Annotated in this window: 18 protein-coding genes and 1 pseudogene; 10 read left to right on the top strand and 9 right to left on the bottom strand. The window is 66.6% G+C overall.

From position 1 onward, the window contains the following. Nucleotides 1-391: 391 nt before the first annotated feature. Together E1742_RS24155 and E1742_RS27445 are read right to left on the bottom strand one after the other, a co-directional pair. Nucleotides 392-4,462 (bottom strand): DUF6861 domain-containing protein, encoded by a 4,071-nt coding sequence (locus E1742_RS24155; protein ID WP_134387599.1) that lies wholly within the window; start codon nt 4,460-4,462, stop codon nt 392-394. 34 nt (nt 4,463-4,496) lie between these two features. Beyond that, a pseudogene (locus tag E1742_RS27445) lies at nt 4,497-4,589 on the bottom strand (hypothetical protein); the annotation flags it as partial. On the opposite strand from E1742_RS27445, the gene E1742_RS26280 reads away from it, so the two are divergent. Then, nucleotides 4,588-4,731: a hypothetical protein gene (locus tag E1742_RS26280; RefSeq protein WP_166793545.1), complete on the top strand. Its 144-nt coding sequence runs from the start codon at nt 4,588-4,590 to the stop codon at nt 4,729-4,731. The pseudogene E1742_RS27445 and the gene E1742_RS26280 overlap by 2 nt on opposite strands. Before the next feature lie 321 nt (nt 4,732-5,052). On the opposite strand, the gene E1742_RS24150 is transcribed toward E1742_RS26280, so the two are convergent. Further along, nucleotides 5,053-5,280, bottom strand: a complete 228-nt coding sequence (locus E1742_RS24150; RefSeq protein ID WP_134387598.1) for a hypothetical protein — start codon at nt 5,278-5,280, stop codon at nt 5,053-5,055. A gap of 339 nt (nt 5,281-5,619) precedes the next feature. Here E1742_RS24150 and E1742_RS24145 point away from each other — a divergent pair, with 339 nt between their 5' ends. The 4 genes from E1742_RS24145 (at nt 5,620) to E1742_RS24130 (ending at nt 10,638) form a co-directional block, all read left to right on the top strand. Then, entirely contained in the window at nt 5,620-8,640 is a 3,021-nt protein-coding gene (locus E1742_RS24145) for a M12 family metallo-peptidase (RefSeq protein WP_134387597.1), read from the top strand. A 61-nt stretch (nt 8,641-8,701) separates the two neighbouring features. Beyond that, complete coding sequence (locus tag E1742_RS24140; protein ID WP_229466288.1) at nt 8,702-9,280, top strand: cohesin domain-containing protein; 579 nt, start codon at nt 8,702-8,704, stop codon at nt 9,278-9,280. Nucleotides 9,281-9,496: 216 nt separating this feature from the next. Beyond that, complete coding sequence (locus E1742_RS24135) at nt 9,497-9,976, top strand: hypothetical protein (protein WP_134387596.1); 480 nt, start codon at nt 9,497-9,499, stop codon at nt 9,974-9,976. Between the two features lie 71 nt (nt 9,977-10,047). Then, complete coding sequence (locus E1742_RS24130) at nt 10,048-10,638, top strand: IMPACT family protein (RefSeq protein WP_134387595.1); 591 nt, start codon at nt 10,048-10,050, stop codon at nt 10,636-10,638. Here the strand turns inward: E1742_RS24130 and E1742_RS24125 are convergent. From E1742_RS24125 to E1742_RS24115, 3 genes are all read right to left on the bottom strand, one after another. Further along, nucleotides 10,605-10,868, bottom strand: coding sequence for a DUF418 domain-containing protein (locus E1742_RS24125; protein WP_229466287.1), 264 nt, complete (start codon nt 10,866-10,868; stop codon nt 10,605-10,607). The two genes, E1742_RS24130 and E1742_RS24125, sit on opposite strands and share 34 nt — an antisense overlap. 77 nt (nt 10,869-10,945) lie before the next feature. Continuing rightward, complete coding sequence (locus E1742_RS24120; protein ID WP_229466286.1) at nt 10,946-12,892, bottom strand: helicase-related protein; 1,947 nt, start codon at nt 12,890-12,892, stop codon at nt 10,946-10,948. Between the two features lie 413 nt (nt 12,893-13,305). Next, entirely contained in the window at nt 13,306-14,535 is a 1,230-nt protein-coding gene (locus E1742_RS24115) for an MFS transporter (RefSeq protein ID WP_134388327.1), read from the bottom strand. 333 nt (nt 14,536-14,868) lie between these two features. Here E1742_RS24115 and E1742_RS24110 point away from each other — a divergent pair, with 333 nt between their 5' ends. Genes E1742_RS24110 through E1742_RS26970 form a run of 4 tightly spaced genes read left to right on the top strand, consistent with a single transcriptional unit; the run spans nt 14,869 to nt 18,035 of the window. Beyond that, a complete protein-coding gene (locus tag E1742_RS24110) occupies nt 14,869-15,297 on the top strand; it encodes a hypothetical protein (protein ID WP_134387594.1) in 429 nt (142 codons plus the stop codon). After that, nucleotides 15,298-16,767, top strand: a complete 1,470-nt coding sequence (locus E1742_RS24105) for an ATPase domain-containing protein (RefSeq protein ID WP_134387593.1) — start codon at nt 15,298-15,300, stop codon at nt 16,765-16,767. A 6-nt stretch (nt 16,768-16,773) separates the two neighbouring features. Beyond that, nucleotides 16,774-17,517 (top strand): sensor histidine kinase, encoded by a 744-nt coding sequence (locus E1742_RS26975; RefSeq protein WP_229466284.1) that lies wholly within the window; start codon nt 16,774-16,776, stop codon nt 17,515-17,517. Nucleotides 17,518-17,528: 11 nt separating this feature from the next. Continuing rightward, nucleotides 17,529-18,035 (top strand): ATP-binding response regulator, encoded by a 507-nt coding sequence (locus E1742_RS26970; RefSeq protein WP_229466283.1) that lies wholly within the window; start codon nt 17,529-17,531, stop codon nt 18,033-18,035. Nucleotides 18,036-18,125: 90 nt separating this feature from the next. Here E1742_RS26970 and E1742_RS24095 read toward each other — a convergent pair whose 3' ends face one another. Further along, nucleotides 18,126-20,363 carry a xanthine dehydrogenase family protein molybdopterin-binding subunit gene (locus tag E1742_RS24095; RefSeq protein WP_206076707.1) on the bottom strand — a complete coding sequence of 746 codons (2,238 nt, stop codon included), beginning with the start codon at nt 20,361-20,363 and terminating at the stop codon, nt 18,126-18,128. Nucleotides 20,364-20,373: 10 nt separating this feature from the next. Next, nucleotides 20,374-20,826, bottom strand: coding sequence for a (2Fe-2S)-binding protein (locus E1742_RS24090; protein WP_134387592.1), 453 nt, complete (start codon nt 20,824-20,826; stop codon nt 20,374-20,376). A 239-nt stretch (nt 20,827-21,065) separates the two neighbouring features. On the opposite strand from E1742_RS24090, the gene E1742_RS24085 reads away from it, so the two are divergent. After that, entirely contained in the window at nt 21,066-21,563 is a 498-nt protein-coding gene (locus tag E1742_RS24085) for a DUF6622 family protein (protein WP_134387591.1), read from the top strand. A gap of 96 nt (nt 21,564-21,659) precedes the next feature. On the opposite strand, the gene E1742_RS24080 is transcribed toward E1742_RS24085, so the two are convergent. Then, nucleotides 21,660-26,168: a DUF4214 domain-containing protein gene (locus tag E1742_RS24080; protein WP_134387590.1), complete on the bottom strand. Its 4,509-nt coding sequence runs from the start codon at nt 26,166-26,168 to the stop codon at nt 21,660-21,662. Nucleotides 26,169-26,226 lie beyond the last annotated feature (58 nt).

The raw sequence follows: 26,226 nt of genomic DNA, 5'->3' as shown, positions 1-26,226 counted from the left end.
CTTCTTCAATGTCTTCATAAAGGCTCTTGTTGGTGAACTTTACCAAACAAGAGTGTCCGAAAAAATCAGAGTACCTCAGTATCTGCAACAATAAGATCGCCTTCACGGGCCAAATTCCCTATCGTTTTCATGAATTTTTTTTCGTTCGCGCAGCTCGGTCAGATGTTAGACGCTTTATGAGTCCTCGATGGTTATTTCGCTCCATAAAGGTGCCGATCCAATCGTTTCCATGTAGCTTCCAAAATCGATAAATCCATGCAAACCAATGGCTTCGCGCGAAAACCATGTGGCCTCGCATTCCTCGCAAACAAATAGATGTTGGCCGGTTTTTTTAACTCTCGCGTGTATTACGTCACCTTGATTGCATCGAGGACAAAGCATTGGGTACTCTCTAAAAAATAGGGTAAGCAGTAATTACTTTATTCGTTCCCGGGCGCACGATAATTTTTATGCTTGACTCACCGGCGGTACCTATTGCCCTGCCCATAGGTATCACATAAGCGCCCGGATCATTCGGCAGAGGGTTCGTCCTTGTACGCCAAGCTTCATCAACCAGGCCTAAGACTTCCCGACGGTCTACGTTAAAAACGCTATGGTTAGTTTTGCTTAGATTCGGTGCGGCGTGATCCAATATATGTCGAATGCGGTTTCCATGAACAGATCCTACGCCGTAAGCAAGTCCTGCTGGGGTTGTCCACGTTCGCGTGCTCTTATCATAGGATAGCCCAAGAGAGGGCCTGCAAGGACTTAGCCCTAAGGGATCAACCCATTGCACCGGATTGATTGCGTAGCCGAACGTATTCGCCGCGCCTGCTAAACCAAGCGGATCTATGGAAATAAAGCGCCCAATATCCGGATCGTAATAGCGGAATCGGTTGTAATGCAATCCGGTTTCGTTGTCGAAGTATTGTCCCTGGAAGCGAATCGGCTGCGCATCGTCGAGAAGCTGTGCATCCCCTGCCGCGGGCGTCGTTGCCACTTCTTCATCCACGACCCGAAGTACGTTACCCCAAGCCCGATACTGCGCAGCCCAAACCACCCGTCCATCCGAGTCCGTCAGCTCGCGCGGCGTGCCGAGGTGGTCCGTGTGCAGATGCCGAACTTCCGCCAGCGAAGTGCCATCGCTACTGTTGACGGAATCGATTCGTGCCAGCGGCACAAATGCGTCTTCGCCGTAAACGTAGGTCCGGCAATGACTTGCGCGCTGCTCACACAGCAGTCGGTTGCCGTCCCAGACGAAGCGAGTAGTGCCGAACGCATCGCGCTTGGCGATACGACGGCCAAACGGATCGTAGACATAGCGGGTCGTCTGCGCAGTGTCGGAAGAATTGCGCGCAACGATGCTTTTCACCAGCTGATGCGCGGGATTCCACTCGAAGCGCATCCGGGTATGCTTGCCGACCAGCTTTTCGCTGACGTTGCCATGCGCATCGTAGTCGTAGCGCTTGTCCTCGTAGACGCGGACGCGGTTGCCTTCCACACGTCCGCCTGAGCCGACTGTGGTGTCGAGCAGGTTGTGCGCCGGGTCGAAGGCGAAGCGTTCGGTCAGGTCGGGTTGCACTGCCGACAGGATGCGGCCGATCGGGTCGTAGCTGTAGTGCGTGACACCGTTGCGACGGTCGTCGATGGAGATCAGGTTGCCGATCGCGTCGTATTCGTACTTGCGCGCGATGATGGTCTCGGCGCCTTGGCCCGCCGTTTGCGACAGCAGCCGGCCGACTTGGTCGTACTGGAACTGGCTGACCAGTGCGCCCTGCGTGCGCGAGATCATCCGGTGCGTCATGTCACGTTCGATGTCGGTGACAAGGTCTCCGTCCAGGTTGATCTGGTGCAGGTGGCCCGAGCCGTAGAAGAGCGAGTTGAGCACGCGGCCATCCGGCAACGTCGTCTGCACCCGGTTGCCCAGCTCGTCGTAAGCGTGGCGCAGCAGCGATGTCGTGCCGGACGCTTCCGTCGCCTCCGTGATCAGCTGCCCCAGCGCGTCATAGCCCAGGCTGACGGTGGCGTCGGCGTTGATGGCCTGCGTCAGCCGGCCCAGCGCGTCGTAAGCGAAGCGCAGCCGCAGTTGCTGGGCTTGCGCGATGCCTGTCACACGCGAGATCACCTTCTCCGTCAGCTGGCCCAGCGGGTCGCGCACGTACGTCGTCGCAATCGGCGTCGTCTCGTCGCGCGGGGCGCAGCCTAGCTCTTCCTTGCCGGCGAGCAGGCCGCTGCCGTCGTAGGTGTAGCGCGTCAGGCGCGCATCGAACGTCGTCTCTTCGGCCAGGCGATCCAGCGCGTCGTAGACAAAGCGGTGGGCGTCGCCGTTTTCGTTGATCAGCTCGGCGATGCGGCGGGCTTCGTCGTAGCGGTATTCCAGTACACCGCCGCGCGCGTCGATGCGCCGTAAAGGCTTGCCGTCGCGGTCGAGTTCGTAGGCGGTGCGGTGACCGGCCGGGTCGACGTGGGCGATCAGGCGGCCGAGGCTGTCGTATTCGTAGCGTTCGGTGGCGCCGTCCGCGTGCGTGACCGATGCCAGACGGCCGAGTGCGTCGTAGGCGTACGTGCTGGCGTTGCCGTTGGCATCGACGGCGCGGACGAGGCGGCCTTGCGGGTCGTAGCTGAAGGTGCTCGTGCTGCCCGAGCAGTCCGTGTAGGCGATCAGCTGGCCGGCGCGGTTGTAGTCGAGCTTCTTGACACCGCCGCGCGCGTCCGTCACCTGGACCGGCAGGCCGCGGTCGTCGTACTGGTACGCGGTGCGCTGGCCCAGCGGGTTCGTCACGCTGGTGAGATTGCCCAGCGCGTCGTAGCGCAGGGTTGTCCTCGCGCCGAGCGCGTCCGTGATAAAGGCCGGCTTGTCGAAGCGGGCGTCGTAGACGATGCCCGTCCCATTGCCGCCCCGCTCGATGCGAATGATGCGGCTGCGCTCGTCGTAGCGGTAGCGCACCTGGCGGCCGGCCGGGTCCGTCAGCGCCAGCAGGTTGCCGTTGGCGTCGAGCTGGTGCGTGGTGACGCCACCGCTGGCGTCGATGTGTTCGATCAGGCGGCCCTTGGCATCGAAGCGGTAACGTTGTATCCGGCCGAGCCCGTCGGTGACGACCGTCTCCTTCGGCAGATACTCGAACGTCCACACCTGGCCGAGGTTCGTCCAGTTGCGCAGCACCTTGCCATCGGGACTTTCGACGTCGTATTCATAGCGCGAAATGAGACCGTCGGGCTGGCCGTGTTCCACCATGATGTGGTGGCTGTAGGCAAACTGACGCACAACGTCACCAACGCGGTTGCGCACGCGGCGCAGGTCGCCGATGGCGTCGTATTCGTAGCGCACCAGCGTTTCGGCAGCGCCTTCCGACAGCAGCGCCACGCCCAGCAGACGAACGCCGCCGTGCACGTTGCCGAATTCCAGCGCCAGACTGTGGCCGGCACTGTCCTCGATGCGGACCGGCAATTGCCGGGCGTCGTAGTCGATGCGGATATGGTTGTTGTTGCGATCGCGCCAGCCAACCAGGCGCGCCGTGTCGCCGCCGTGCAGCACGGCAAACTGCGTGCGCAAGCCGTTGTTGTCGATCAGCTCGAACGTGGTGTCGCCCGTGCGCTCCAGCGCGATCTGCTCGGACGGCGAATAGATGGCTTCGCTAACGCGCGGCAGCGAGAACGTGACGGCGCGCTCGAACGCATCCTCGATGACGACTTCGTCCGCGCCGATCCGCAGCGTGTCGCTGATGGGCAAGGCCCAGCCTTGGCCCAGCCAGCCCGTCTGCCGCAGGGCCGAGCTGTAGGTACGTTGCCAGACAAGCGGCAGCGGCGCCGGCAGCGCGAAGTCCAGGTCGAGCTCGCCCATGAGGATCTTGCTGCCCGTGTTCGGATTGACGGGGTGGCCCACCAGCTCGCAGGGCGCTGGGCGCCTGGCTTCGCCTTGCGTGGCCGGACGGGACGGTTCCGGCGTTTTGTCGGGTGCCGGCCGGGCGGCGGGCTTGGCGGCGCCGCCTTCGACGGCGCCTTGCGCGCTGGCCGTCTTCGGCTGCAGGTTCGGGTGACGGCGCAGCGCGCCTTCGTTCTGTCGCACCCATTCGCCGAACCTCGGGCCCAGCTTGCTTTTCGACAGATTCTGGATCAGCGTTTTCGCCTGGCCGCGCGACAGGTACAGCACCAGCGCCGTCAGCACCGCCTTGACGAGCAGGAATTCGCCGTGCGCGAATGACTGGGTCGCGTCCTCCATCAGCGCCTTGCGCGCCCCGTGCGCGTTCCCCGGCAACAGCCCGGCCGACCAGGCCGTGGCAAAACCGTGGCCGAATTCCCGGCACATGTCGGGAACGGTCTTGCTGACGTCCATGACCAGCATGCCCAGGCCCATCCAGGCGAGGATTTCGCCACCGACTGCCGCGCCGGCCTGCGCGCCGATGGCCGCGCCGGGAATCGCACCGACGCCGCCGGCAAACGCCCCGATGACGCCCCCCCGCGGCAGCGCCCAGCACCGCGCCACCGCCCAGGTACAGGGCGATCTCTTTCGCAATGCCGAACAGCAGGTCGACCACCATCGAGACGTCGATGCCTTCGAGCTGCGTCTTGAGCAGCTTGCGGAACTGCGCCTCCGAGCCTTCCAGTGCCATGCCCACAGCCATCATCGACGGCACGCCGCTGGCGTTCGCGCCCGCCTGGGCGACGTCCATCAGCGCGTCGCCGGCACGGTTGGACCAGCGCTGCACGCGGCGCTCGATGTCAAGCCGGGTCTGGGCGCCGACCCGTTCGTAGTTGCGCTGCATGCTGCGCAGCGCTTGCGTCAAATCGGTCCAGTTGCTGGAGGCGTCGGGCATTGTCATTGCGGGCAGTGTTGGGGAGGTGCAGCGCTGTCAGCCGAGGTCTGAATTTCGATAGTATAAACACAATTTATTGAAATACCGACAGCGGGCGTCTGAACAGGCTGGCGCCCCGAGGGGACAGTCCCCACGCCACACGACTCAGCATGCCATGAGCATCCGGCGTTCACGCGCCCCCCTTCGCCTGCAGCGTCAGGAACGGGCTCGCATCGCCGAAGCCCTGCAGCCACGGCAGCGACGTGCACGCCGGGAAATGCTAGTCCAGCCGTTTCAGGCGCTGGCCGTGGATGCCCCACTTGCAGTCCACATCGTCGCTGCGGCCGCACAAGGCCCAGCCCGTACCGATCTTCTCGACGGTCACAGGGCCGCCGATTTCGGCGGCCAGCTTCTCGGCCCAGAGGCCAGCGGCGCCCTTCCCCTTGAACAGCTCCTTGCCTTCGTAAATGACGGTGGCATCGAATACGGGCATGGCAAATACGGTCATGATTCTCTCCGGTATAAAAACGACCGCCATCGTAACACCCCGCATCCTTCGCAACCGCACCGCTATAGGCGAGCAATATTATTTGCCGGCACTTAATTCCCCAGCGGCCTGTCCGCATACACCACGCCGGTGTACCCGTCAAAGTACCCATGCGGCTATCTTCGTGCTCTTTACAACATCGCGCCGAATGACATTGTGATGACTGAACTATTCGGGAATACTTGTCTGTGCATCATTGCAATATTTGCATGACGAATGTGCAAGCTGCGCAGACAGCGACGAGGAAAGCAGGCGCACCACCATCCCAGTGTAGCGAACCGAAACGCGAAAGGACACCGCATGAAATTGAAGTTTTCAACCCCATCCGGCCAGGATGGGCTGAACTGCCCGCGCCGCGCGCGCGGTCCCGGCGCACGTACCACGCTGGCCCTGTGTATCGCCCTCGGCTGGACAGCCGCACTCGCACCCGCCCAGGCCGCCCAGGCCGGGGCACCGGTCGCCACGCAGGCTGCAGCGCCGTATTGGCAAAGCGTGGCGGTACCGCCGGATGGCGTGACGACCGGTGGCGGCCGGCAGCTGTCCGTCAAGCCTCGTAAATTTCATGCATCCATTCTCGACAAGGGCGGCATGAAGTCGCTTACCGCCGGCACGCCGATGGAGCGCGCCGACGGCGCCGTCGTCGGCCAGCAGACCATTTCGCTGCCGCATCCGGACGGCGGCTACCAGCGCTTCGTAATCGTCGAGTCGCCCATCATGGAAGCGGGGCTCGCCGCGAAACACCCCGACATCAAGACCTACAAAGGCCGTGGCCTGGACGATCCGGGCGCGACGCTGCGCATGGACATCACGCCGCTGGGCCTGCACGCCTCGGTGCGCTCCACGTCCGGCAACTGGTACGTCGACCCGTACTATCACCTCGACGACAGCCTGTACGCCAGCTACCACCGTGCCGACCTGCCCAACCAGCACGGTCCGCTGTTCGAGCGGGATATGGGCAACGGCGGAGCCGAGGCGCGGCTGAGCCTGTCTCGCAGCTTCTATCGCGCCGGCGACACACTGGAGGTGCGCGGCGCCGGCTTCGCGCCGGGCGCCACCGTCAACGTGACCGTGCGCGCCGAGGGCGAGACTGCGCCGCTGCAAACGGTCGTCGCCACGGCCGACGCCGATGGCGTCGTCAAGGCCACGCTGCGCGCCGACCAGAAAGGCGCGACGGGCGCCTATGAAGTGAGCGCCAGCGACGGCACGCGCACGGGCAACGTCGCCTACCATGTGGTGGCGGACGACGCGGCCAATGTCAGCACGGGCACGCAGCTGCGCACCTACCGTCTGGCGCTGGTGACGGACCCGTCGTATGCCAATTATTTCGGCTCGGCCAACGTCACCGCAGCCAAGGTCACGCTGATCAATCGCGTCACGCAGATCTATGAAGACGAAACGTCGATCCGCCTCGTGCTGATCGACGGCACGGACGCGCTGAACCTCAATACGACGGCGCAGATGACGGGCACCAACGGCCCGTGCGGCGAAGCGGCCTGCTACACCCCTAGCCAGGCCAGCGGCTGCGGCGGCGGCCTGCTGGGCCGCAACCGCATCGTCACGGGCCTGCTGGCCGGCGCCAGCAATTTCGACATCGGCCACATTGCGCTGGGCCTGAACGGCGGCGGCGTCGCCAGCCTGGGCGTCGTCGGCGGCAATTACAAGGCGCAGGGCTGCACGGGTGTGCCGACGCCGGTGGGCGACTATTTCGCAGTCGATTACGTGGCGCACGAAATGGGCCACCAGTTTTCGGGCAACCACACCTTCGACGGTGCCAACGGCAGCTGCACGGGCGGCAACCGCAATCCCGAAACGTCGGTCGAGCCCGGCAGCGGCTCGTCGATCATGGCCTATGCGGGCATCTGCGGCCCGGACAACCTGCAGCCGCACAGCGACCCCTACTGGTCGCAACGCAGCTTCGACGAGATCGTCGCCTACACGTCCGGGCCGGAAGAGGACCTGAACGAAGTGCAGCAGGTCGTGCTGCGCGGGTTTGCCAACGCCAGCCAGCAATTCCAGCTGCGCTGGAACGGCAAACTGACGGCACCCATCGTGCGCGGCAACGGCCTGACCGGCGCCCGCATCAAGACGGCTCTCCAGGCCATCGAAGGCTGGCCGGCAGGCGGCGTCGTGACGATCGCGTCGGTGACCAACGCCGGCTTCACCGCGACGTTCGGCGGCCAGATGGCCGGCACCAATGTGACGCCGCTGGAAGTGGTCAACTGTTCGGCCGGCTGCAGCGGCTTCGTGGGCGAGATCGTGGCCGGCGGGCCGACGAACCGCCGCGGCAAGATCACTGCCACCGGCAACGTGGCGCCCGTCGTCACGGCGCCCCAGGGCTACACGATTCCCGTGCGCACGCCGTTCGCGCTGACGGGCAGCGCCACCGACGGCGATGGCGATGCCCTCACCTACATGTGGGAACAGAACGACCGCGGCGGCGACGACGGTGTGGATCTGCTCGGTAACGCCAGGGTCAGCGGTCCGCTGTTCCGCCAGTTCGGCGAACGGGCGGTCGTCACCAGCACCGGCACGATCCAGTACAACTCGCCTGGCGAGAACCACACGACAGCCGACCCGACGCGCGTGTTCCCCGACATCGCGCAGATCCTGGCCAACAATACCAATGCCGAGACCGGCGCATGCCCGACACCGGCCGCCACGCCGACTGCCGCGGACATCGACTGCTACTCCGAGCTCCTGCCGACGGCGGCCTACCGCGGCGTTCCGGGCGAGAACGCCAACCCGGCGTCGCTGAACTTCCGCCTGACGGCGCGCGACGGCCAGGGCGGCGTTGCCAGCGCCAATACGAAGCTGACGCTGGCGCCGAACGCCGGCCCGTTCCGCGTCACCTCGCACAACGGCGCGGCGACGGTGGCAGGCGGCTCGACCCAGACGGTGACGTGGAGCGTGGCGAACACGAACGCGGCGCCGGTGAATACGGCCAGCGTACGCATCACGCTGTCGACCGATGGCGGCAAGACGTACCCGCACGTGCTGGCGGCCAGCACGCCGAACACGGGCAGCAAGGCGGTCACGCTGCCCGCCGTCGCCACGGCCACGGGGCGTATCAAGGTGGAAGCGATCGGCAACGTCTTCTTCGACGTGTCCAACGCCAACCTGCGCATCACACTGGCGGGCGACGTGAACGGCGATGGCACGGTCGCCTGCGCCGACCTGGCTATCGTCAAGGCCGCCATCGGCAAACGCACCGGCCAGCCGGGTTACGAGGCGCGCGCCGACGTCAACGGGGACGGCGTGATCGACCTGCGCGACCTCACCACCGTGTCGCAGGGCCTGCCCGCGGGTACCGCCTGCAACTGATTGCCGCTGCACGTTCGCCGGCACGGGCCGGCGGATCACCACCATCTGCTAGGAGAAAATTGTGAAGAGTTGGCAAGCCTGGAATAAACGCCTGTTGATCGCACTGGTATTGGGCGCCGCATCGGCCGGCATGTCGGCCGCAGCATCGGCCGCGGCCGTGCTGTCCGTCAGCGCCTCCCCCAATCCCGCCGTCGTGGGTTCGACCGTCGACCTCTCCATTCTGATCGACGATGTCGACGACCTGTACGGCTACCAGTTCTCGCTGGCGTTCGACCCGACGGTGCTGCGCGCAACGGCGGTCACGGAAGGCGACTTCCTTGCCGGCGGCGGCAATACGTCGCCGGGCCTCGGGAATATCGACAACGCGACGGGTGCCGTGTCGTACGTGTATAACCTCCTGCTGGGACCGGCTGCCGGTGTCAGCGGCAGCGGCACGCTGGCGCATATCCGCTTCGACGTGATCGGCGTCGGCAGCACGCCGCTGACGTTCGGCGACGCGCTGTTCGTCGACTCGCGCGACGCCGCAATCGACGTGCGGATCGACTCGACGCCGCTGCAGGCAGTGCCTGAGCCGGCCACTTACCTGATGATGGGCGCGGGCCTGCTTGGTCTGGCAGCACTGCGGCGGCGCGCGCTCTGACGGCGGCACGCTCACGGACGGCTCCGCTTGCGGGGCCGTTTTTTTATCCACGCGATCCCGGCTGTCCGCACGCGTGCTTTGATTGCCAAATTCTATGCCGGCCGCCCTTGTAACGTGCTAAGGTCACACCACATGACAGCGCAGTGAGTCACGAGCAGCAGCGAACTTCAGCAGCAGACTTCAGCGGGATTCATCAACGACTCTTGCGAGACCCGGATGACCGACGATCAGCGCCATGACCAGCAGACCGCGCTTGCCGTCGCCGCCGCACTGGATATCGACATCCTGTGGGGCTGCGTCAAGGCGTGGCGGCATATGCGGATGCGCGAAGTGCCACGCCACGTGGCGCTGCGCGTGTTGTCCAGGGACGGTCCCCGCCGAGCGGCCGATGCAGCGCATCCGGCACTGCGCGAGGACCGGCTGCGACGATCGATCCCCACCCTTTCGGCACGCAATCCGGCGGCCCGCGTGACGGAGCCATGCCCGCGCAGCAACCTGGAACTGGCCACCATCATCGACGAAGCGCTCGTCCTGCTGAAACGCCATGACCGCCACTACGCGGAAGAGTTCCTGCGCATGCATTCGGTGAGCACGGCCACGATCATGCGCGTGCTGTACGACCCCACGCGACGCCGCTCCGGCGAACCGCGCCGGCCGGTCTCCGCGGCGGAGCAGGACGAGCAGACGACCTTCTGACGCGGCGGCGGGCGGTACAATCGCCCTTTCGCCGTTTTCAAGGCTGCTTATGCCGCCACCACGCCGCCCCGATGCCGTACACCATAGCCACGCCCGCGACCTTCGAACTGTCGATCAAGAAAAGCCGCTTCATTTGCTGCGTGCAGCCGATGACGGACCGCGCTGCCGCCCAGGCCGTCGTGGCGGGATTGAAGGCGCAGCACCAGGGCGCTGCGCACGTCTGCTGGGCCCTGCTGGCTGGCGGACAGTCGGCGGCTGTCGACGATGGCGAGCCCAGCGGCACCGCAGGCCGGCCGATGCTGGACGTGCTGCGCCACCAGGACCTGGAAGGCGTGCTGGCGACCGTGGTCCGCTACTTCGGCGGCGTCAAGCTGGGCGCCGGCGGCCTCGTGCGAGCCTATACCGACAGCGTGGCCCGGGCGCTGCTGGGTGCCGAACGCATTGCCATCGTCAAGTCGCGCACGCTGCACTGCGCCGTGCCGTATGCACTGGAGGGCCTGCTGCGGCGCGAACTGGAGGCGGCCGGTGCCATCCTGAGCGACGTGGCGCATGGCGACGCGGTGCGGGCATCGTTCACGTTGCCGCAGACGGGGGTCGACGCCCTGGTCGCCCGTCTGAACGAGGCCGGTCACGGGCGCGTGCTATGGTTTGACGAGGCTTGATTCGGCGCGCCGATCCACGTGGCCCGGTGCCATAGCGCTTCCAGTGGCCCCGGCCGGCAATGCCGCAGCCACCAGGCACTCGGGCCTCCCCGCAGCAGTGCCAGCGCAATCCCGATCAGCAGGCAGGCGGAAGCGCCCGTGATATGTTCGATATTGTGCAGCAGCATGATCGACGCGATGGCGAACCCGCGCAGCGCGTCCACCAGGTCGAGGCGGGAAGAATGGGTCAAGGCGTCCCCGGATATCGCTTTTTTTGAAAACGTTATCACAGAATACCGCCGGGATGGCGGCCGGGCGCCCCGCTGGGTCAGCGCCGGTGCCGCGCCGGGCGCCGCCGTGCCGCCGCGTTCTGGTCCTGCAGCATCGAATCGACCCGCGTCGACGCCTCGCGCGACAGCTCCTGCGCCAGCTCCACGTCCGGGAAGTATTCCGGCAGCCGGTAGCCCAGCCAGGCGTATGCCGAATACATGCGGCACGTGTCTTCCACTTCCTGCAGCGTCATGTAGTGCAGCGTGTGATCGTCCGCCTTGAGCCGCGTGATCTTCTTTTTCGACAGCGACACGGCCCAGTGCTCCCACGCCGTCTGCAGCGACATCACCTTGGTGGCCACAGGCACGAGCGACATCGTGAACTTCTCGGCCACCGTCAGCGGCAGCGTATCGAGCCACTCGGCGCGGTCCTTCTGGTCTTCCGTGATGCGCGGATAGAAAAACCCGTCGGGCACGTCGATATTGTGGATGAAGCGTTTCAGGAGCTTCGCCAGCGACGTCTCGCCCGTCACGGCCGCGATCCGGTGCAGATGCTCCAGCGTCGGCGCGACGGAAAAGCCGCTCGTGTTCAGTGGCGTGGGCTTTTCCTTCAGCAGCGAGCGCATCACCTCGTGGGTTTCGGCATCGTAACCGGCGACGAGCCCTTCCTCATGGATGCCGTAGCGGCCGGCGCGCCCGGCGATCTGGCGCGCCAGCGCGGCCGGGATTTCCTCTTCCTCGTAGCCGTTGAACTTGACCGAGCTCGTCATGACGATGCGCTGGATCGGCATGTTCAGCCCCATCGCGATGGCGTCCGTGCCGACGACGATCTCGGCGCTGCCGTCGCGGAAGCGCTGCGCCTGTGCACGCCGTACTTCCGGCGACAGGTTGCCGTAGACGGTCGACACGGAGTGGCCCATCTCGGCCACCATGTCGCGCCACATCAGCACGTCGCGCCGCGAGAACGCGATGAGCGCGTCCCCGGGGCGCAGGTTCTTGACCTTGCGCACGGGCGCCGGCTCCATGGCCAGCGGTCCCTTGCGTTTCAGCACGTGCACCTCCAGCGGGCATTCCAGGCGCTCGGCCAGCGCCTCGATGGCGCGGCGCGCTTCCGGCGCGCCCACCAGGTAGACGGTGCGGGCCGGCGCGCCGCACACGGCCGCCGTCCACGCGGCGCCGCGGTCGCGGTCGGCCAGCATCTGGATCTCGTCGATAACGGCCACGTCCACCGGCGTGCGCGTGTCCAGCATTTCCACCGTGCTGGCTACGTGCGTGGCACCCTCGGCCAGGCGGCGCTCCTCGCCCGTGACGAGGCTGACGGCCAGCGGCTTGCCGTGCTGCGTCACCTCCAGCAATCGTTCGTAGTTTTCCAGCGCCAGCAGGCGCAGCGGCGCCAGGTAGACGCCGCTGCCTGCCTTGGCCAGCGCTTCCATCGCCTTGTGCGTCTTGCCGGAATTGGTCGGTCCCAGCAATGCAATGAAGCGCCGCGGCAGCCGCCGCGCCACCTCGAACGATGCCGGATATTCGGCCAGGTTGATGCTCTGCCGGGTACGTTCCGCGTGACGCTCCTCGCGCTGGCGTTCGACCGCATGGCCCAGCCGCTGGCGGATGCGGTCGAACACGATGCCGTACGGCTCCGAAGTCTGCAGATCGGCCAGCGTATGCAGGAAATCCATTGCCTTCAGACCGAATTCCTCGCACTCGTCCGCCATTTCGCGCACGAAGGCGCGGACGGCCTCGTCCAGCTCGCGCCGCGCGCGTTCGTTGGCGCGCTCGCCGATCAGCGCAGCGCGGGCATCGCGCTCCAGCTTGCGCCACTTCGACGGCTTGGCCAGTACACCCTGCGCCGGGACCAGGCCGTATGGCACCACAAGACCCGCTTCCTCGATCTCGCCGTCGAAGCGCAGGAACACGCGGCCCTCCATCTTGACGAGGGCAATGCCTCGCGCTTCCAGTCCGAGCTCCTGGCTCAGGTCGTCATCGTCGTCGTTGCTGGCAATCGTCATGGCTTCGGGGCGTCAAAAAAACGGCCCGAGTATAGCGTGTCGGCGGGCCGGTCCGTTGTACGGGTGGCAAAGCAGCCGGCTTATCGGCGTGCTGCATGACGCGATGCCTCGCGCTCGCTCCATACCTATCTCCCGTCCGACGCGCGTGCCCTGCCGCCGTATGCCGGCATGGATGGTAACGCCACGTTGGTTTTCGGGGCGGGTAGCACGCTATCCGGGTATTACGTGCCCTGCCGTGCGCCGTCGCACTGTCCACAGGCGCCGATCCGAAAGGTTGGACACCCGGCCTGGACGGAAGCTCCGTCCGTAACCGAAATGGCGTTGCGTTGCGGTGTCTGGGAGTGTGGTAGCGGCTGAGAAGGCCCGCCTGAAATCCGGATTAACTTAACGGCATCACGTCCGTGGCCGTCATATTATTTGCAGGCGCTGGCCAGCCGTGGCGCAGCGGCGGCGCGCCGGTCGACCGCCAGCGAGATGCCCAGCACGACGATACCGCCCAGCGCCAGCACGGCGCCGACCGGACCGGTCGACGTCAGTCCCAGGCCGCCCGCGATCGCCATGCCGCCTACCCATGCGCCCAGGGCGTTGGCAATATTGAACGCCGAGTGATTCAGCGCGGCAGCCACCGTCTGGGCGTCGCCGGCCACGTCCATCAAGCGCGTCTGCACGGCCGGCACGACGGCGATGCCGGTGCCGATCAGGAACAGGTTCAGGCCCGCCAGCCACAGGTTCGAGCTGGTCCAGCTGAAGCACGCCAGCGCCAGCGCGTTCCAGATCAGCACGCCGCAGATCGTGGCCGTGTTGGAACGGTCGGCCAGCCAGCCGCCGGCCAGGTTCCCCACCGTCATGCCGACACCCATCAGGCCCAGCAGTACGGAGATCGCCAGCGGCGACGCGTGCGTAATCTGCTGCAGCGTCGGCGTGACATAGGTATACAGTGCGAACAGGCCGCCGAAGCCGATCGCCACCATCGCCAGCGTCAGCCACACCTGCAGGCGGCGGAACACGCCCAGCTCGCCGCGCGGGCTGGCGTTGCCGGCCGGGATCGGCGGCAGCAGAAAGGCCACCAGTGCGGCCGTCAGCAGGCCCAGCACGCCGACGATGACGAACGCCGAACGCCAGCCCAGCACCTGTCCCAGCCATGTGGCCAGCGGCACGCCGACAATATTGGCCACCGTCAGCCCCAGCATGACGCGTGAGACGGCTTGCGCCCGCTTGTCCGGCGTTACCAGCGCGGCGGCCACCAGGGCGGCCACGCCGAAATAGGCGCCGTGCGGAATCCCGGCAACGAACCGGGCGGCAATCAGCAGACCTGGCGTAGGGGCCAGCGCCCCCAGGAAATTGCCGACGGCGAACATCGCCATCAGGCAGATCAGCATCAGGCGGCGCGGCATGCGGGCCAGGAAGATCGTGATCAGGGGCGCGCCGATGACGACACCCAGTGCGTAGGCGCTGATCATGTGGCCCATCGCCGGCAGGGTGGTGCCGAGGTCGTTCGCGACCAGCGGCAGGATGCTCATCGAGGCGAACTCGCCGGTGCCGATGGCAAGGCCGCCGACGGCCAGCGCCAGCTCGGCAAGGCCGGCGCCGCGCGGCGCGACGATGGTGGGGAGGGAGGGGTCGGACTGGGTTGGGGAATGCATGACGGAAGGCCGTGTGACGGGGCCGGTAAAAACGAAGCCGGGCAGGATAGCATGCTCTGCCTTTTCTTGCAGGCCGTGCGTGCGGGTGCCCACGTGGCCGTCGGCCGGAGATCGCATGCCGATTGCGTGTCACTGGTCTGCCTTCGTCGAGCACGGCCGACAGCACAGCAACACTGTTTCGATTGCCATGTTGCCTCAACAATGCCACGATGACGGATGGGATCGGGGCTGGAGCGAGCTGTGCCTTCCACGAGAGCGGCGGCGCAATATAATCCAGCGCCGATAGCGGCGTGATAGCCGCGGTAACAACCAAAACTACACCGATCAGCATGCATGGATAATAAAGACCAAAAGCGCCGGCAACTGATCCACACGATGCTGGCGCAGCCCGCCGGCTCGACAGCGACCGGGATCGCCGAGCACAATCTGCGGCCGTGGCGTGCACTGGCGACCCACCTGAGCCCCCTCATTGGCGACAACGGCTTCGGTGCCTTGTACGGCCGCACGGCCCGCCTGCAGGCGGCGCAATACGGCTGGCTGAGCACGGGTCCGTCGTCCACGTCGCTCGAAAAACTGTTTCAGATCCTGGACGAGGACTTGCGCCAGGCCGAACCGGCAGTCGCCGCCGAGGTCAATGAAGCGTTGTTGCTGACATTGACCAGCCTGCTTTCCGAACTCATCGGCGAAGCACTGACAACACGGCTACTGGACGCTGCCTGGGGTGGCGGGCTGATACAAAAGAATGCAGGGGAGCAGAAGTAAATGACCGACAAAGTAAGCTTGGGAATGCTGGAAACGGGCGTGCCGGGGCTGGACACCCTCCTCGGGGGCGGTCTGGGCGAATATTCCTTCAACCTGATCGCCGGTGCTCCCGGCAGCGGCAAGACGACCCTGGCACACCAGATCATGTTCACGCTGGCCAGTACGGAACGGCGCGCGCTGTTCTTTACCGTGCTGGGCGAACCGCCGATGAAGATGCTGCGCTACCAGCAGCAGTACGAGTTCTTCGACCTCGACAAGGTTGGCAGCGCCGTCCGCTACGTCAACCTGTCCGATGACCTGCGCGCAGGCGACTTCTCCCGCGTGCTCGAGCGCATCATGCTGGAAGTGGAAGCATTTACCCCCAGCCTCGTGTTTGTCGATTCGTTCCGCTCCGTGGCGCAGACGGCCCGCTCCGGCAGCGAAGGCGTGGCTGACCTGCAGCACTTCATCCAAGAACTGGGCACGCGCATGACGAGCTGGCAGGCCACCAGCTTCCTGATCGGCGAATACGTCAACGTCGACGCCGAGGCCAATCCCATCATGACGGTGGCCGACGGCGTCTTTGCGCTGTCGCAGTCGCAGCAGGACAATTCCATCGTGCGCAAGATCCGTATCGTCAAGATGCGGGGCCAGGCGCATATGGCCGGCCACCACACCTTCCGCATGGGTAACGATGGCGTGCGCATCTTCCCGCGCCAGCTGCCGCCGCTGGCCGACGACCGCCACGAGGGCGTCAAGGTCGACCGCGACAAGCGGCGCATCCCGTCGGGCGTGCCGTCGCTGGACATCCTGCTGCATGGCGGCATCCCGGAAGGCCATTCCGTGCTGGTGGCCGGCCCGTCCGGCTCCGGCAAGACGATCCTGGGAACGCAGTTCCTGGCCGAGGGCGTGCGCCAGGGCGAAAAAGGCGTCGCCGCCTATTTCGAGAAGGGCACGTCGCGCCTGCGCAACGCCGAGCTGGCCGAGATGGTCCAGGCCGGCCACGTGACCGTGGTCGAAAGCCGTTCGCTCGATCTGTCCGTCGACGAACTGCTGGAAGACCTGCTTGACGCCATCGCCGCCACGGGTGCCAGGCGCGTGGTGCTCGATTCGCTGTCGGAAGTGCTGCTGTACCTGGCGCCGGAATTCCGGCGCGAGTTCCGGCTGTCCGTGTTCCGCATCCTGTCGCACCTGGCGAAACTTGGCGTGACGGTGCTGGTCACGCTGGGCATGGAAGACCGCTTCACGGAGCTGCGTTTTTCCGAAGCGGAGGTGTCGTTCCTGACCGACGGCATCATCGCCATGCGTTACGTGGAAATGGAAGGCGAGCTGCGCAAGGTGATCGCCGTCGTCAAGATGCGCGGCGTGTCGCACAGTCATGCGCTGCGCACGTTCCGGATCACCAACGCGGGCCTGGAGATCGACCAGACACGGGTGCATTTCGACGGCATGCTGTCGGGCCATCCGTCCGCGCAGGCCGACGAAAGCTAGGCGGCCATGGCGGAGCGGGAAATCGTCGAGACCGGAGACGCGTCGCTGCGCGAAGCGCAGCTGCGTGCCGCCCTGCTCCAGGCCCGCTCCGAGAACGCCCGGCTGCGCGAGGCCAATGCGCACCTCGTCATGGCGACCGTCAATGCCCAAAGCCTGCAGGACGAGGCCGAGGCGGCCAACCGGCGCCAGAACGAATTCCTGGCGATGCTGGCGCACGAGCTGCGCAATCCGCTGGCGCCGATCAGCATGGCGGCCGCGATGCTGGATCGCATGCCCAAGGCGGCGCCGGAACTGGCGACCCTGCACGGTGTCATCAGCCGTCAGGTCGAGCACATGGCCCGTCTGCTGGACGACCTGCTGGACGCCGCGCGCATCAGCAGCGGCAAGATCACGCTGGCAATCGCGCCGCTGGCCTTGTCCGAAGTGATCGAGCGGGCGCTGGAGACGGTGCAGCCGCGCATCGCCGAGCGACGCCAGCATCTGGAAGTGGCCGTCCACGATCCCGCCATGCTGCTCGACGGCGACAAGGTGCGCCTGACGCAGGTGCTGTCGAACCTGCTCGGCAACGCGTCCAAGTACACGCAGGACGGCGGCACGATCGCGCTGCGCACGGAGCGCTGCGCCGGCGGCATGCGGCTGACCATCAGCGACAACGGCACGGGCATCGGCCCGGACGTGCTGCCGCACATCTTCGACCTGTTCACACAGGGTCCCCGTTCGCTGGCCCGTTCCGAAGGGGGCTGGGCGTAGGCCTGAACGTCGTGCGCAATCTGGTGCAGATGCATGGCGGCACCGTGCACGCGCACAGCGATGGCGTGGGCCTGGGCAGCCGCTTCACGCTTGAACTGCCGGCCAGCGCGGCCGCCGCGGCACAGGCGCCCGAGCCTGCCGCCCAGGAGCCGGCGCACGGCACCCGCAGGGTGCTGCTGATCGAGGACAACGTGGACGTCTGCGACACGCTGCGCAGCTTCCTGATGCTGGACAGCCACGACGTCACGGCGGCCTACGACGGCCCGTCCGGCCTGGCGCTGGCGCAAGGCGGAGGGTTCGACGTGCTGATCTGCGATATCGGCCTGCCGGGACTGGACGGCCTGGAGGTGATCCGGCGCCTGCGCGCGGACGAAACGGGCGCGCCGCTGTTTGCCGTCGCGCTGTCCGGCTATGGCCAGGCCGAGGACCGGGCGCGCGCGCTGGCGGCGGGATTCGACGAATATCTTGTCAAGCCGGTGCGGCCGGATGCGCTGCTCGCGCTGATCGCCAACACCTGAAATGCCGGCAACCTGCCGCCGGTCGCTGCCTCGACCGCCACGTCGGGGACCGGCACCTCGCGCAGGTAACGGTCCCCAGCGGTTCCCGGACTATGCTTTCTTCAGCGTGGCGGAAACTGGCAGCTTGCGCAGCCGCTGCCCCGTGGCGGCGAAGATCGCATTGGCCAATGCCGGTGCCGCGCCTGACGTACCGGGCTCGCCGATGCCGCCCGGCTCGTCGTGGCTGTTGACGATGTGGACCTCGATCGTCGGCGTCTCGTTCATCCGCATCATCCGGTAGTCGCCGAAGTTCGATTGCACCACGCGGCCCTTGTCGAGCGTGATCTCGCCCCACAGCGCGGCCGTCAGGCCGAACACGATGCCGCCTTCCATCTGCGCCACGATGCCATCGGGATTGATGGCCTGGCCGCAGTCGAGCGCGCAGACGACGCGGTGCACGCGCACGTCGCCGTCCGGGCCGACCGACACTTCCGCGATCTGCGCCATGTAGCTGCCGAAGGCGAACTGCGCCGACACGCCCTTGCCCACCTTGCGGCCGGCCACCGGTTTCATCGGCGTCGTCCAGCCGGCCTTTTCGGCGGCCAGGTTCAGCACGGCCAGCAGGCGCGGCGACTTGTCCAGCAGCGCGCGGCGATATGCGACCGGGTCCTGCTTCGCCGCATGCGCCAGTTCGTCCATGAAGCTTTCGACGACGAACACATTGTGCGTCGGCCCGACGCCACGCCAGAAAGCTGTTGGCAGCGGCGGCTCGTGGCGCATGTATTCCACGTGCAGGCCCGGGATCGAATACTGCAGGTCGGCCGCCCCTTCCACCGCATCCGGATCGACACCGTTCTTCACGGCCGGCGGCGCGAAGCGCGCCATCACGGAAGACCCCGTGACACGGTGGAACCATGCCAGCGGCATGCCCTTGTCGTCCAGCTTTGCCGCCAGCCGGTCCATGTAGTACGGGCGGTACATGTCGTGCTGGATGTCCTCCTCGCGCGTCCAGACGAATTTGACGGGTACCGGCCTGGCCAGCGTGCGCGCCAGCGCCACGGCCTGCGTCACGTAATCGACCTCGAGACGGCGCCCGAAGCCACCGCCCAGGTAGAAGTTGTGCACCCTGACCTTCTCCAGCGGCAGGCCGGTCAGCTTGGCCGCGGCGCCCTGCGCCAGGCTAGGCACCTGGGTGCCGCAGTACAGGTCGCAGCCGTCCGCGCGCAGGTCGACCAGGCAGTTCATCGGCTCCATCGTCGCATGCGCGAGGAACGGCATCTCGTACACGGCTTCGAGCTTGCGCCCGCCGGCCTGGCCCAGCGCCTTCAGCGCGTCGCCCTTGTCCGCCGCGACGGCGCCTTTCTGGCGCGAGGCGTTCATCATTTCGGTGACGATGGATGCCGTCGACAGGTTGCCGTGCTCGCCGTCGTCCCACTTCGGCGCAGCCGCCGCCAGCCCCTGTTTCGCGGCCCACATATGGTCGGCCACGATGGCGATGGCGTTGTCGAGCTTCAGTACCTCGCGCACACCCTTGACGGCCAGGGCAGCCTTGTCGTCATAGGCCCTGAGCTTGCCACCGACGACGGGCGATGCCGCCACCGTGGCGATCAGCATGTTCGGCAGCTTCGCATCGATGCCGAATTGCGCCGTGCCGTCCACCTTGCCCGCCGAGTCGAGGCGGGCGTGCTTCTTGCCGATCAGTTTATAGGTGGACGGGTCCTTCAGCGCCACCGTCTTCGGCGCCGGCAGTTTTGCCGCCGCGTCCACCAGCTCGCCGTAATGCAGCGAGCGGTTGGTGGCACCATGCGTGACGACGCCGTTGGCGACCGCCAGCTGGTCGGCCGCCACGTTCCACTGCTGCGCCGCCGCCTGAACCAGCACCATGCGCGCTGCCGCGCCGGCTTCGCGCAGCGGCTTCCAGGCACCGCGCACGGACGTGGACCCGCCCGTGACCTGGCCGCCCAGCAGCGGATCGCTGTACAGGTTGTTGTCGGCCGGGGCGTGTTCCAGCTTGACCTTGGCCAGGTCGACACCCAGCTCCTCGGCGATCAGCATCGGCATCGACGTGTACGTGCCCTGCCCCATTTCGACCTTGTGCATGATCAGCGTGACGACGCCCTTGCGGTCGATGCGGATGAATGCGTTTGGCGCCAGTCCGGGCGCTTCGGAGGCGGCGGTGGCCGCCTGGCCAACGGCCTTCTCCGGCGGCGCCTCCTTGCGGTCCGACTCCTTGCGCTCGCAGCCCGGCAGTACGAAGCCCACCAGCAGCCCGCCGCCCAGTGCGGCGCCCACGCGCAGGAAACGGCGCCGTGCGCCCGAGGCGATTTCCAGATCCTTCATGGTTCCCATGCCGTTCCCCTTATTTCGCAGCCGCGATCTTGATGGCGGCGCGGATGCGCCCGTAGGTACCGCATCGGCAGATATTGCCGGACATGGCGTTGTCGATGTCGGCATCGGTCGGCTTCGGCGTTGCGTGCAGCAGCGCCGTCGCGGCCATCACCTGGCCGGATTGACAGTAGCCGCACTGGACGACGTCGATCTGCTTCCACGCCGCCTGCACCTTGGCGCCCACGGGATCCTGGCCGACGGCCTCGATGGTGACGATCTTCTTGCCCGCCGCCGCCGAGACGGGCGTGACGCAGGCGCGGGTGGCCTGGCCGTCCAGGTGCACGGTGCAGGCACCGCACAGCGCCACGCCGCAGCCGAATTTGGTGCCGGTCAGGCCGGCCACGTCGCGCAGCGCCCACAGCAGGGGCATATCGTCCGGCACGTCCAGCGCGGTGTCGGTTCCGTTGATGTTCAGGGTAGGCATATCGATCCTTTAATGATGCTTCTTCAATCCCGCCACTATAGGGGAATTGCCGACTTTTTGCTGGTCTGCTGTCCGAAGCCCGAGGCGCGGCTCATCCATTGTGAAGAGGGTGGCGCGCCGCGTCCGCGCCGCCGCCACCCGTTTCGCGCCGCCACCGGACCGTTTCGTCGCACCGCGCTGGCGACCGGCGGGCGTGGCGGCAAAGATGGCGTTATCCACCCCACGAAAGGAACCTCCTCATGCTGCAACAGATCATCAGCCACACGCCACTCTACGTCTGGGCCATCCTGGCTTTCCTGGTCCATCGGGGCGTTGCGGCCAGCCGTGAGCGCACCATGACCCTGCGCGCCGTCGCGATCGTTCCGCTGGTGATGACGGCACTGGCACTGCAGGAAATCGACCGCCGCTTCGGCCTGGCGGGCGTGCCGTTTGCCGCCTGGGGAGCGGGGGCCGCCGCCGGCGCCATGGTGGCGTGGCATGTGGCGGCCGGCAGCGTCACTGGCCTGGATCACACCGCCGGCACCGTCACGCAGCGCGGCAGCTGGCTGCCGCTGGCCATGATGCTGGCCGTCTTTTCAACCCGCTACGCGCTGGCCGCCGCCAGCGCCATGCAGCCGGCGCTGCAGCACAGCGCCACGTTCGCCATGTCGGCCAGCCTGCTGCTGGGACTCTTCAACGGCCTGCTCGCCGGCCGCCCGCTGCGCTGCGTCCGGGCGTTCACCCTGGCAGCACGCTGACCGACCTCGGAGCAATCCGGAACCGTCCCGGATTCGTCCGACGAAAAAAAAGCCGGGCCGCAGCTGCGGTCCGGCTTTTTCCTGCGCTGGGTACGATCAGGCGTACGGGATGTACTCGATACCGCTTTCGATCGAACCGACGACGGTCGCCTGGTTCTCGGCCGATTCGGCGAAGCCGATCAGCACATCCTCGCGGGCCGCGCCGCCGTGCAGCTTTTCGACCCACCATTTGTAGCCTTCGCCGTCCGCATCCCGGTGCAGCACGTTCTTGTACAGCGCCCCCACGAACACCTCGTCCGACGGCGCCTCGCTGCCCACCAGCGTGGCGAACTCCGGCGACTCGATGAACTCGTGCGCGACGGTAAACATGCTGGCGCCCTTGTCCATGGCGCCGATCCAGAAGCCCAGGCCGCCATGGTCCGGTGTGCGGTCGAATGCGGCCTTGTACAGTCGAAACGCCTGCCCCGGCGGGCCATCCGTATCGAGCGCCACGGTCACATCGTCGAACGCCACCCGTTCCACGTTCTCCAGCTCGTTCACGGTACCGCTGGCGACGTCCCTGGCCTCCCACTTGTCGCCGACTTTCTTCAGCGTGAATGCGGCGCGGCTGGTCTCGACGACTGCCGTATCCTGGCCGTCGCCGCCGTCCACCGATGTCGGCTCCTTGGCCGACAGCTTGACGTGGTCGTTCCCCTTCGTGCCCGCCACGAGGTGCTTTTCGGGCCGCGCGGCGCCGCCGCCGTTGTCGGAACCCATTGATGCCGGGGCCCCGCCGGCCACGGTCGCGTCCACCGGTTCGCTCGGCGTCACTGGCTCGCTCGGCGTCACTGGCTCGCTCGGCGCCACTGGCTCGGTCGGTGCCACTGGCTCGCTGGCCGGGTACGGCGTGTATTCGATACCCTCCTCAATAGAGCCGCTGACCGTTTCCACGTTCTCGGCCGATTCGGAGAAACCGATCAGCACGTCCTCGCGCGCTGCGCCGCCGTGCAGCTTTTCCACCCACCATTTGTAGCCTTCGCCGTCCGGATCGCGGTGCAGCACGTTCTTGTACAGCGCCCCCACGAACGCCTCGTCCGTCGGCGCGTCGCTCCCGACCAGCGTGGCGAATTCCGGCGACTTGATGAACTCGTGTGCGACGGTAAACATGCTGGCGCCCTTGTCCATGGCGCCAATCCAGAAGCCCAGGCCGCCATGGTCCGGCTTGCGATCGAATGCGGCCTTGTACAGACGAAACGCCTGCCCCGGCGGGCCATCCGTATCGAGCGCCACCGTCACATCGTCAAACTCGATCCGTTCCACGTTCTCCAGTTCGCTGACGGTGCCGCTGGCAACGTCCCTGGCCTCCCACTTGTCGCCGACTTTCTTCAGCGCCCAGGCGGCGCGGCTGGTTTCGACGACTGCCGTATCCTGGCCGTCGCCGCCGTCCAACAATGTCGGCTCCTTGGCCGACAGCTTGACGTGGTCGTTCCCCTTCGTACCCGCTGCGGGATGCTTTTCGGGCCGCGCGGCCCCGCCGCCGTTGCCGGAACCCATGGACGCCGGGGCCCCGCCGGCCACGGTCATGGCGGCCGGCTCGCTCGCCGGGTACGGCGTGTATTCGATACCATCCTCGATCGAGCCGCTAACGGTCTCCACGTTCTCGGCCGATTCGGAGAAACCGATCAGCACATCCTCGCGGGCCGCGCCGCCGTGCAGCTTTTCCACCCACCACTTGTAGCCTTCGCCGTCCGGATCGCGGTGCAGTACGTTTTTATACAGCGCCCCCACGAACGCCTCGTCCGTCGGTTCTTCGCTGCCGACCAGCGTGGCGAACTCCGGCGACTTGATGAACTCGTGCGCGACGGTAAACATGCTGGCGCCCTTGTCCATGGCGCCGATCCAGAAGCCCAGGCCGCCATGGTCCGGCTTGCGGTCGAAGGCGGCCTGGTACAGCCGGAACGCCTGCCCCGGCACGCCATCCGTATCGAGCGCCACGGTCACGTCGTCGAACGCCACCCGTTCCACGTTCTCCAGCTCGTTCACGGTACCGCTGGCGACGTCCTTCGCTTCCCACTTGTCGCCGACTTTCTTCAGCGTGAATGCGGCGCGGCTGGTCTCGACGACTGCCGTATCCTGGCCGTCGCCGCCGTCGAACGATGTCGCCTCCTTGGTCGACAGCTTGACGTGGTCGTTGCCCTTCGTGCCCGCTACGGCAGGCTTTTCCGGCCGCGTGTCGACACCGCCACTGCTGGGGCCGGCCGGTGTGGGTGCGGGTGCGGGTGCAGGTGCCGGCGCAGGTGCCGGCGCAGGTGCAGGTGCCGGCGAAGGCGCTGGAGCCGGTGCCGCCTCGGCCACGGTGAAATACACCGCCTGGCTGGCCGCGCTGGTCTGGCCCAGCGCGTCCATTGCCGTTGCCGTGAATGCATGCTTGCCCGCATCGACGCCTGCCACATTGGTGGACCACAGGCCGTTGCCGTCGGCCGCCACCGTGTCCACGGCCACCCCATCCTCGTACAGCGTGATCAGCGCGCCGGCATCGGCCTTGCCGCTGACGACCACGTCCATGCCGTCGCTGCCCGTGCCGCCCTTGCCGCCGGTCGGCGAGGTGCCCGACGTGGCCGGTGCGATGGCAAACGTCGGCACCGCGGGCGCCTGGCCCGAACTGGCGGGCGCTGCGTATTCCGCGCCGCCGTCATAGCCGATCACCTGCTGGTACACCTTGTTCGTCCCGTCCGTCGCCTTCACGGTCCAGTCGACCGTGACATGGCCGCCGGCTGTCTCGGCCACGCCGGCCAGGGTGGCGCGGCCCTGCACTGCGCTCTGGCTGACCTGGAACGCGGCACCGGCAGGCGTCCCGGAAACCGTGTAATGGCGGGCCATGATGGCGGACGTGCCGTCGCTGCCCAGGTTATCCCACGTGACAAGGAAACTGCCGTCGGCAAGGCCCGTCACCTTCTGGTTCTGTCCGTTAGCGGCTGCCGCCACGGTAATCGGGCCGCCGACGGCTGCGCCGTCCGCGCCGAAGCGCTGCACCATCACCGCATCGTCGGCGGTTGCCGCGTTGCCGTCGCCCTGGATCCAGCTCACCACGTTGCCGGCCACTTTTTCGCCGCCCTGGCCGTACAGCGTACCGGCCGCGACGCCGGCGACGCTGCCCGTCGTGGCCAGCCGCACTTCGCCGCCCGCCGCTTCGCCATCCCAACGGAACTGCCTGACGACGACACCGTGGCTGGTGCCGTTGTCGGACTGCCATGCCAGCAGGTAGCCGTTGTCCTGTTCGGCCACGGCCACGCCCGTCTGGTCGCCCGCCGTGCCCGTGTTGACGACGAACGGCGCACCCATTGGCGCACCGTCGAAATCGAATTTCTGTGCCTGGACATCGAACGTGCCATCGGCAGATCTGGTCTGCCAGGCCACCACGAAGCCCTGGTCCGGCGTCGACGCGAGCGTCGGCTGGATCTGGTCGCTCGTGCTGCCAAGGACCTGCTCGGTGCCGTTTCGGCTGCCATCGGCGTTGAAGCGCTGCAGCACGATGTCCCATCCGGATGCACCCTGGCTCTGGTAGACCGCAGCCCAGCCGCCATCGTACAGGCCCGTCACTGCGGGGGCACGCTGGTCGCCGGCCGTGGCCGTATTGATGACGGTCGCCGCGCTGTCGGCAGCGACGCCGGCCGCGCTGAATTTGCGGAACCAGATGCCATCGCCGCCGCCGTCCGTTGCCGTATAGGTCACGACGTAAGAGCCGTCCAGCAGGCTGGCAACCGTGGCGCCGGGGGTAGCGGTGCCCGTCGAGGCGACCGCCCGGTCCACCAGCGTCAGGTTCAGGATCTGGTCGGAGAACTGCAGATGGCTGATGCCGTGCAGCAGGTCGGTGCCGTCCTGGCCGGCGCGCAGGTCCGTGACGGTCACGCGGCCGTCGGCAGCCGTGGCGATCGTGTAGTCGGACAGCTTGCCGCTGAATACGGCCGTGTCGTCGCCGCTGCCACCGGACAGCGTGTCATTGCCGGCGCCGCCGCGCAGCGTGTCGTTACCGGCCTGGCCGTCCAGCAGGTTGGCGTTGGCGTCGCCCGTCAGCACGTCGCCGAACGCGGAGCCCTGCACGCCTTCGATATTGCGCAGGGTATCGGCACCGTCCGCCCCGGAAGCCGTGCCCGGCGCCAGGTTGACGGTGACGGACCCGGCCGCGCCCATATAGGTCGCCGTATCGAAACCGGCACCGCCGTCGATGGTGTCGTTGCCGCCGTTGCCGGCGATGATGTTGAAGCCGGCGTCGCCCGTCAGCAAGTCGCCGTATAGGGAACCGCTCAGGTTTTCGATGCCGATCAGCGTGTCGACCAGTGCCTCGACCGTTGCGCCATCGGTTGCCCGGCCGGTCGCCAGGTTGGCGGTGACCGCCCCCGGCGCGCCGGAATAATCGACCAGGTCGATGCCGGTGCCGCCGTCCAGCGTGTCGGCGCCGTCGGAGCCGAAAATCACATCGTCGCCGCCGCCAGCCAGAACGCGATCGTTGCCGTCGTCGCCGTTCACACCGAAGCCGCCGAGAAAGATATCGCCGCCTTCGGTGCCCACTTGTTCGTCGTCCAGCATGCCGCCGAACACATATGCACCCTTGATCTTGACCGTCATGTCTTGCCCCAAATCTATTTCCGTACAACAATTTACCATGAGGAAATAGCAGTTGCAC

The sequence above is a fragment of the Pseudoduganella plicata genome (assembly GCF_004421005.1).
In the GTDB taxonomy this organism is placed as follows: Bacteria; Pseudomonadota; Gammaproteobacteria; order Burkholderiales; family Burkholderiaceae_D; genus Rugamonas; species Rugamonas plicata.
The sequence above is the reverse complement of the archived record's forward strand: the minus strand, read 5'-3'. Positions and strand labels throughout refer to the sequence as shown.

Bases quoted from the DNA above. Each gene is read 5' to 3' on its own strand.
- E1742_RS26280 (WP_166793545.1), top strand. From the start codon at position 4,588: ATGCCCACAGCCATCATCGACGGCACGCCGCTGGCGTTCGCGCCCGCC.
- E1742_RS24150 (WP_134387598.1), bottom strand. From the start codon at position 5,280: ATGACCGTATTTGCCATGCCCGTATTCGATGCCACCGTCATTTACGAA.
- E1742_RS24145 (WP_134387597.1), top strand. From the start codon at position 5,620: ATGAAATTGAAGTTTTCAACCCCATCCGGCCAGGATGGGCTGAACTGC.
- E1742_RS24135 (WP_134387596.1), top strand. From the start codon at position 9,497: ATGACCGACGATCAGCGCCATGACCAGCAGACCGCGCTTGCCGTCGCC.
- E1742_RS24130 (WP_134387595.1), top strand. From the start codon at position 10,048: ATGCCGTACACCATAGCCACGCCCGCGACCTTCGAACTGTCGATCAAG.
- E1742_RS24120 (WP_229466286.1), bottom strand. From the start codon at position 12,892: ATGACGATTGCCAGCAACGACGACGATGACGACCTGAGCCAGGAGCTC.
- E1742_RS24115 (WP_134388327.1), bottom strand. From the start codon at position 14,535: ATGCATTCCCCAACCCAGTCCGACCCCTCCCTCCCCACCATCGTCGCG.
- E1742_RS24110 (WP_134387594.1), top strand. From the start codon at position 14,869: ATGGATAATAAAGACCAAAAGCGCCGGCAACTGATCCACACGATGCTG.
- E1742_RS24105 (WP_134387593.1), top strand. From the start codon at position 15,298: ATGACCGACAAAGTAAGCTTGGGAATGCTGGAAACGGGCGTGCCGGGG.
- E1742_RS26975 (WP_229466284.1), top strand. From the start codon at position 16,774: ATGGCGGAGCGGGAAATCGTCGAGACCGGAGACGCGTCGCTGCGCGAA.
- E1742_RS24095 (WP_206076707.1), bottom strand. From the start codon at position 20,363: ATGGGAACCATGAAGGATCTGGAAATCGCCTCGGGCGCACGGCGCCGT.
- E1742_RS24090 (WP_134387592.1), bottom strand. From the start codon at position 20,826: ATGCCTACCCTGAACATCAACGGAACCGACACCGCGCTGGACGTGCCG.
- E1742_RS24085 (WP_134387591.1), top strand. From the start codon at position 21,066: ATGCTGCAACAGATCATCAGCCACACGCCACTCTACGTCTGGGCCATC.
- E1742_RS24080 (WP_134387590.1), bottom strand. From the start codon at position 26,168: ATGACGGTCAAGATCAAGGGTGCATATGTGTTCGGCGGCATGCTGGAC.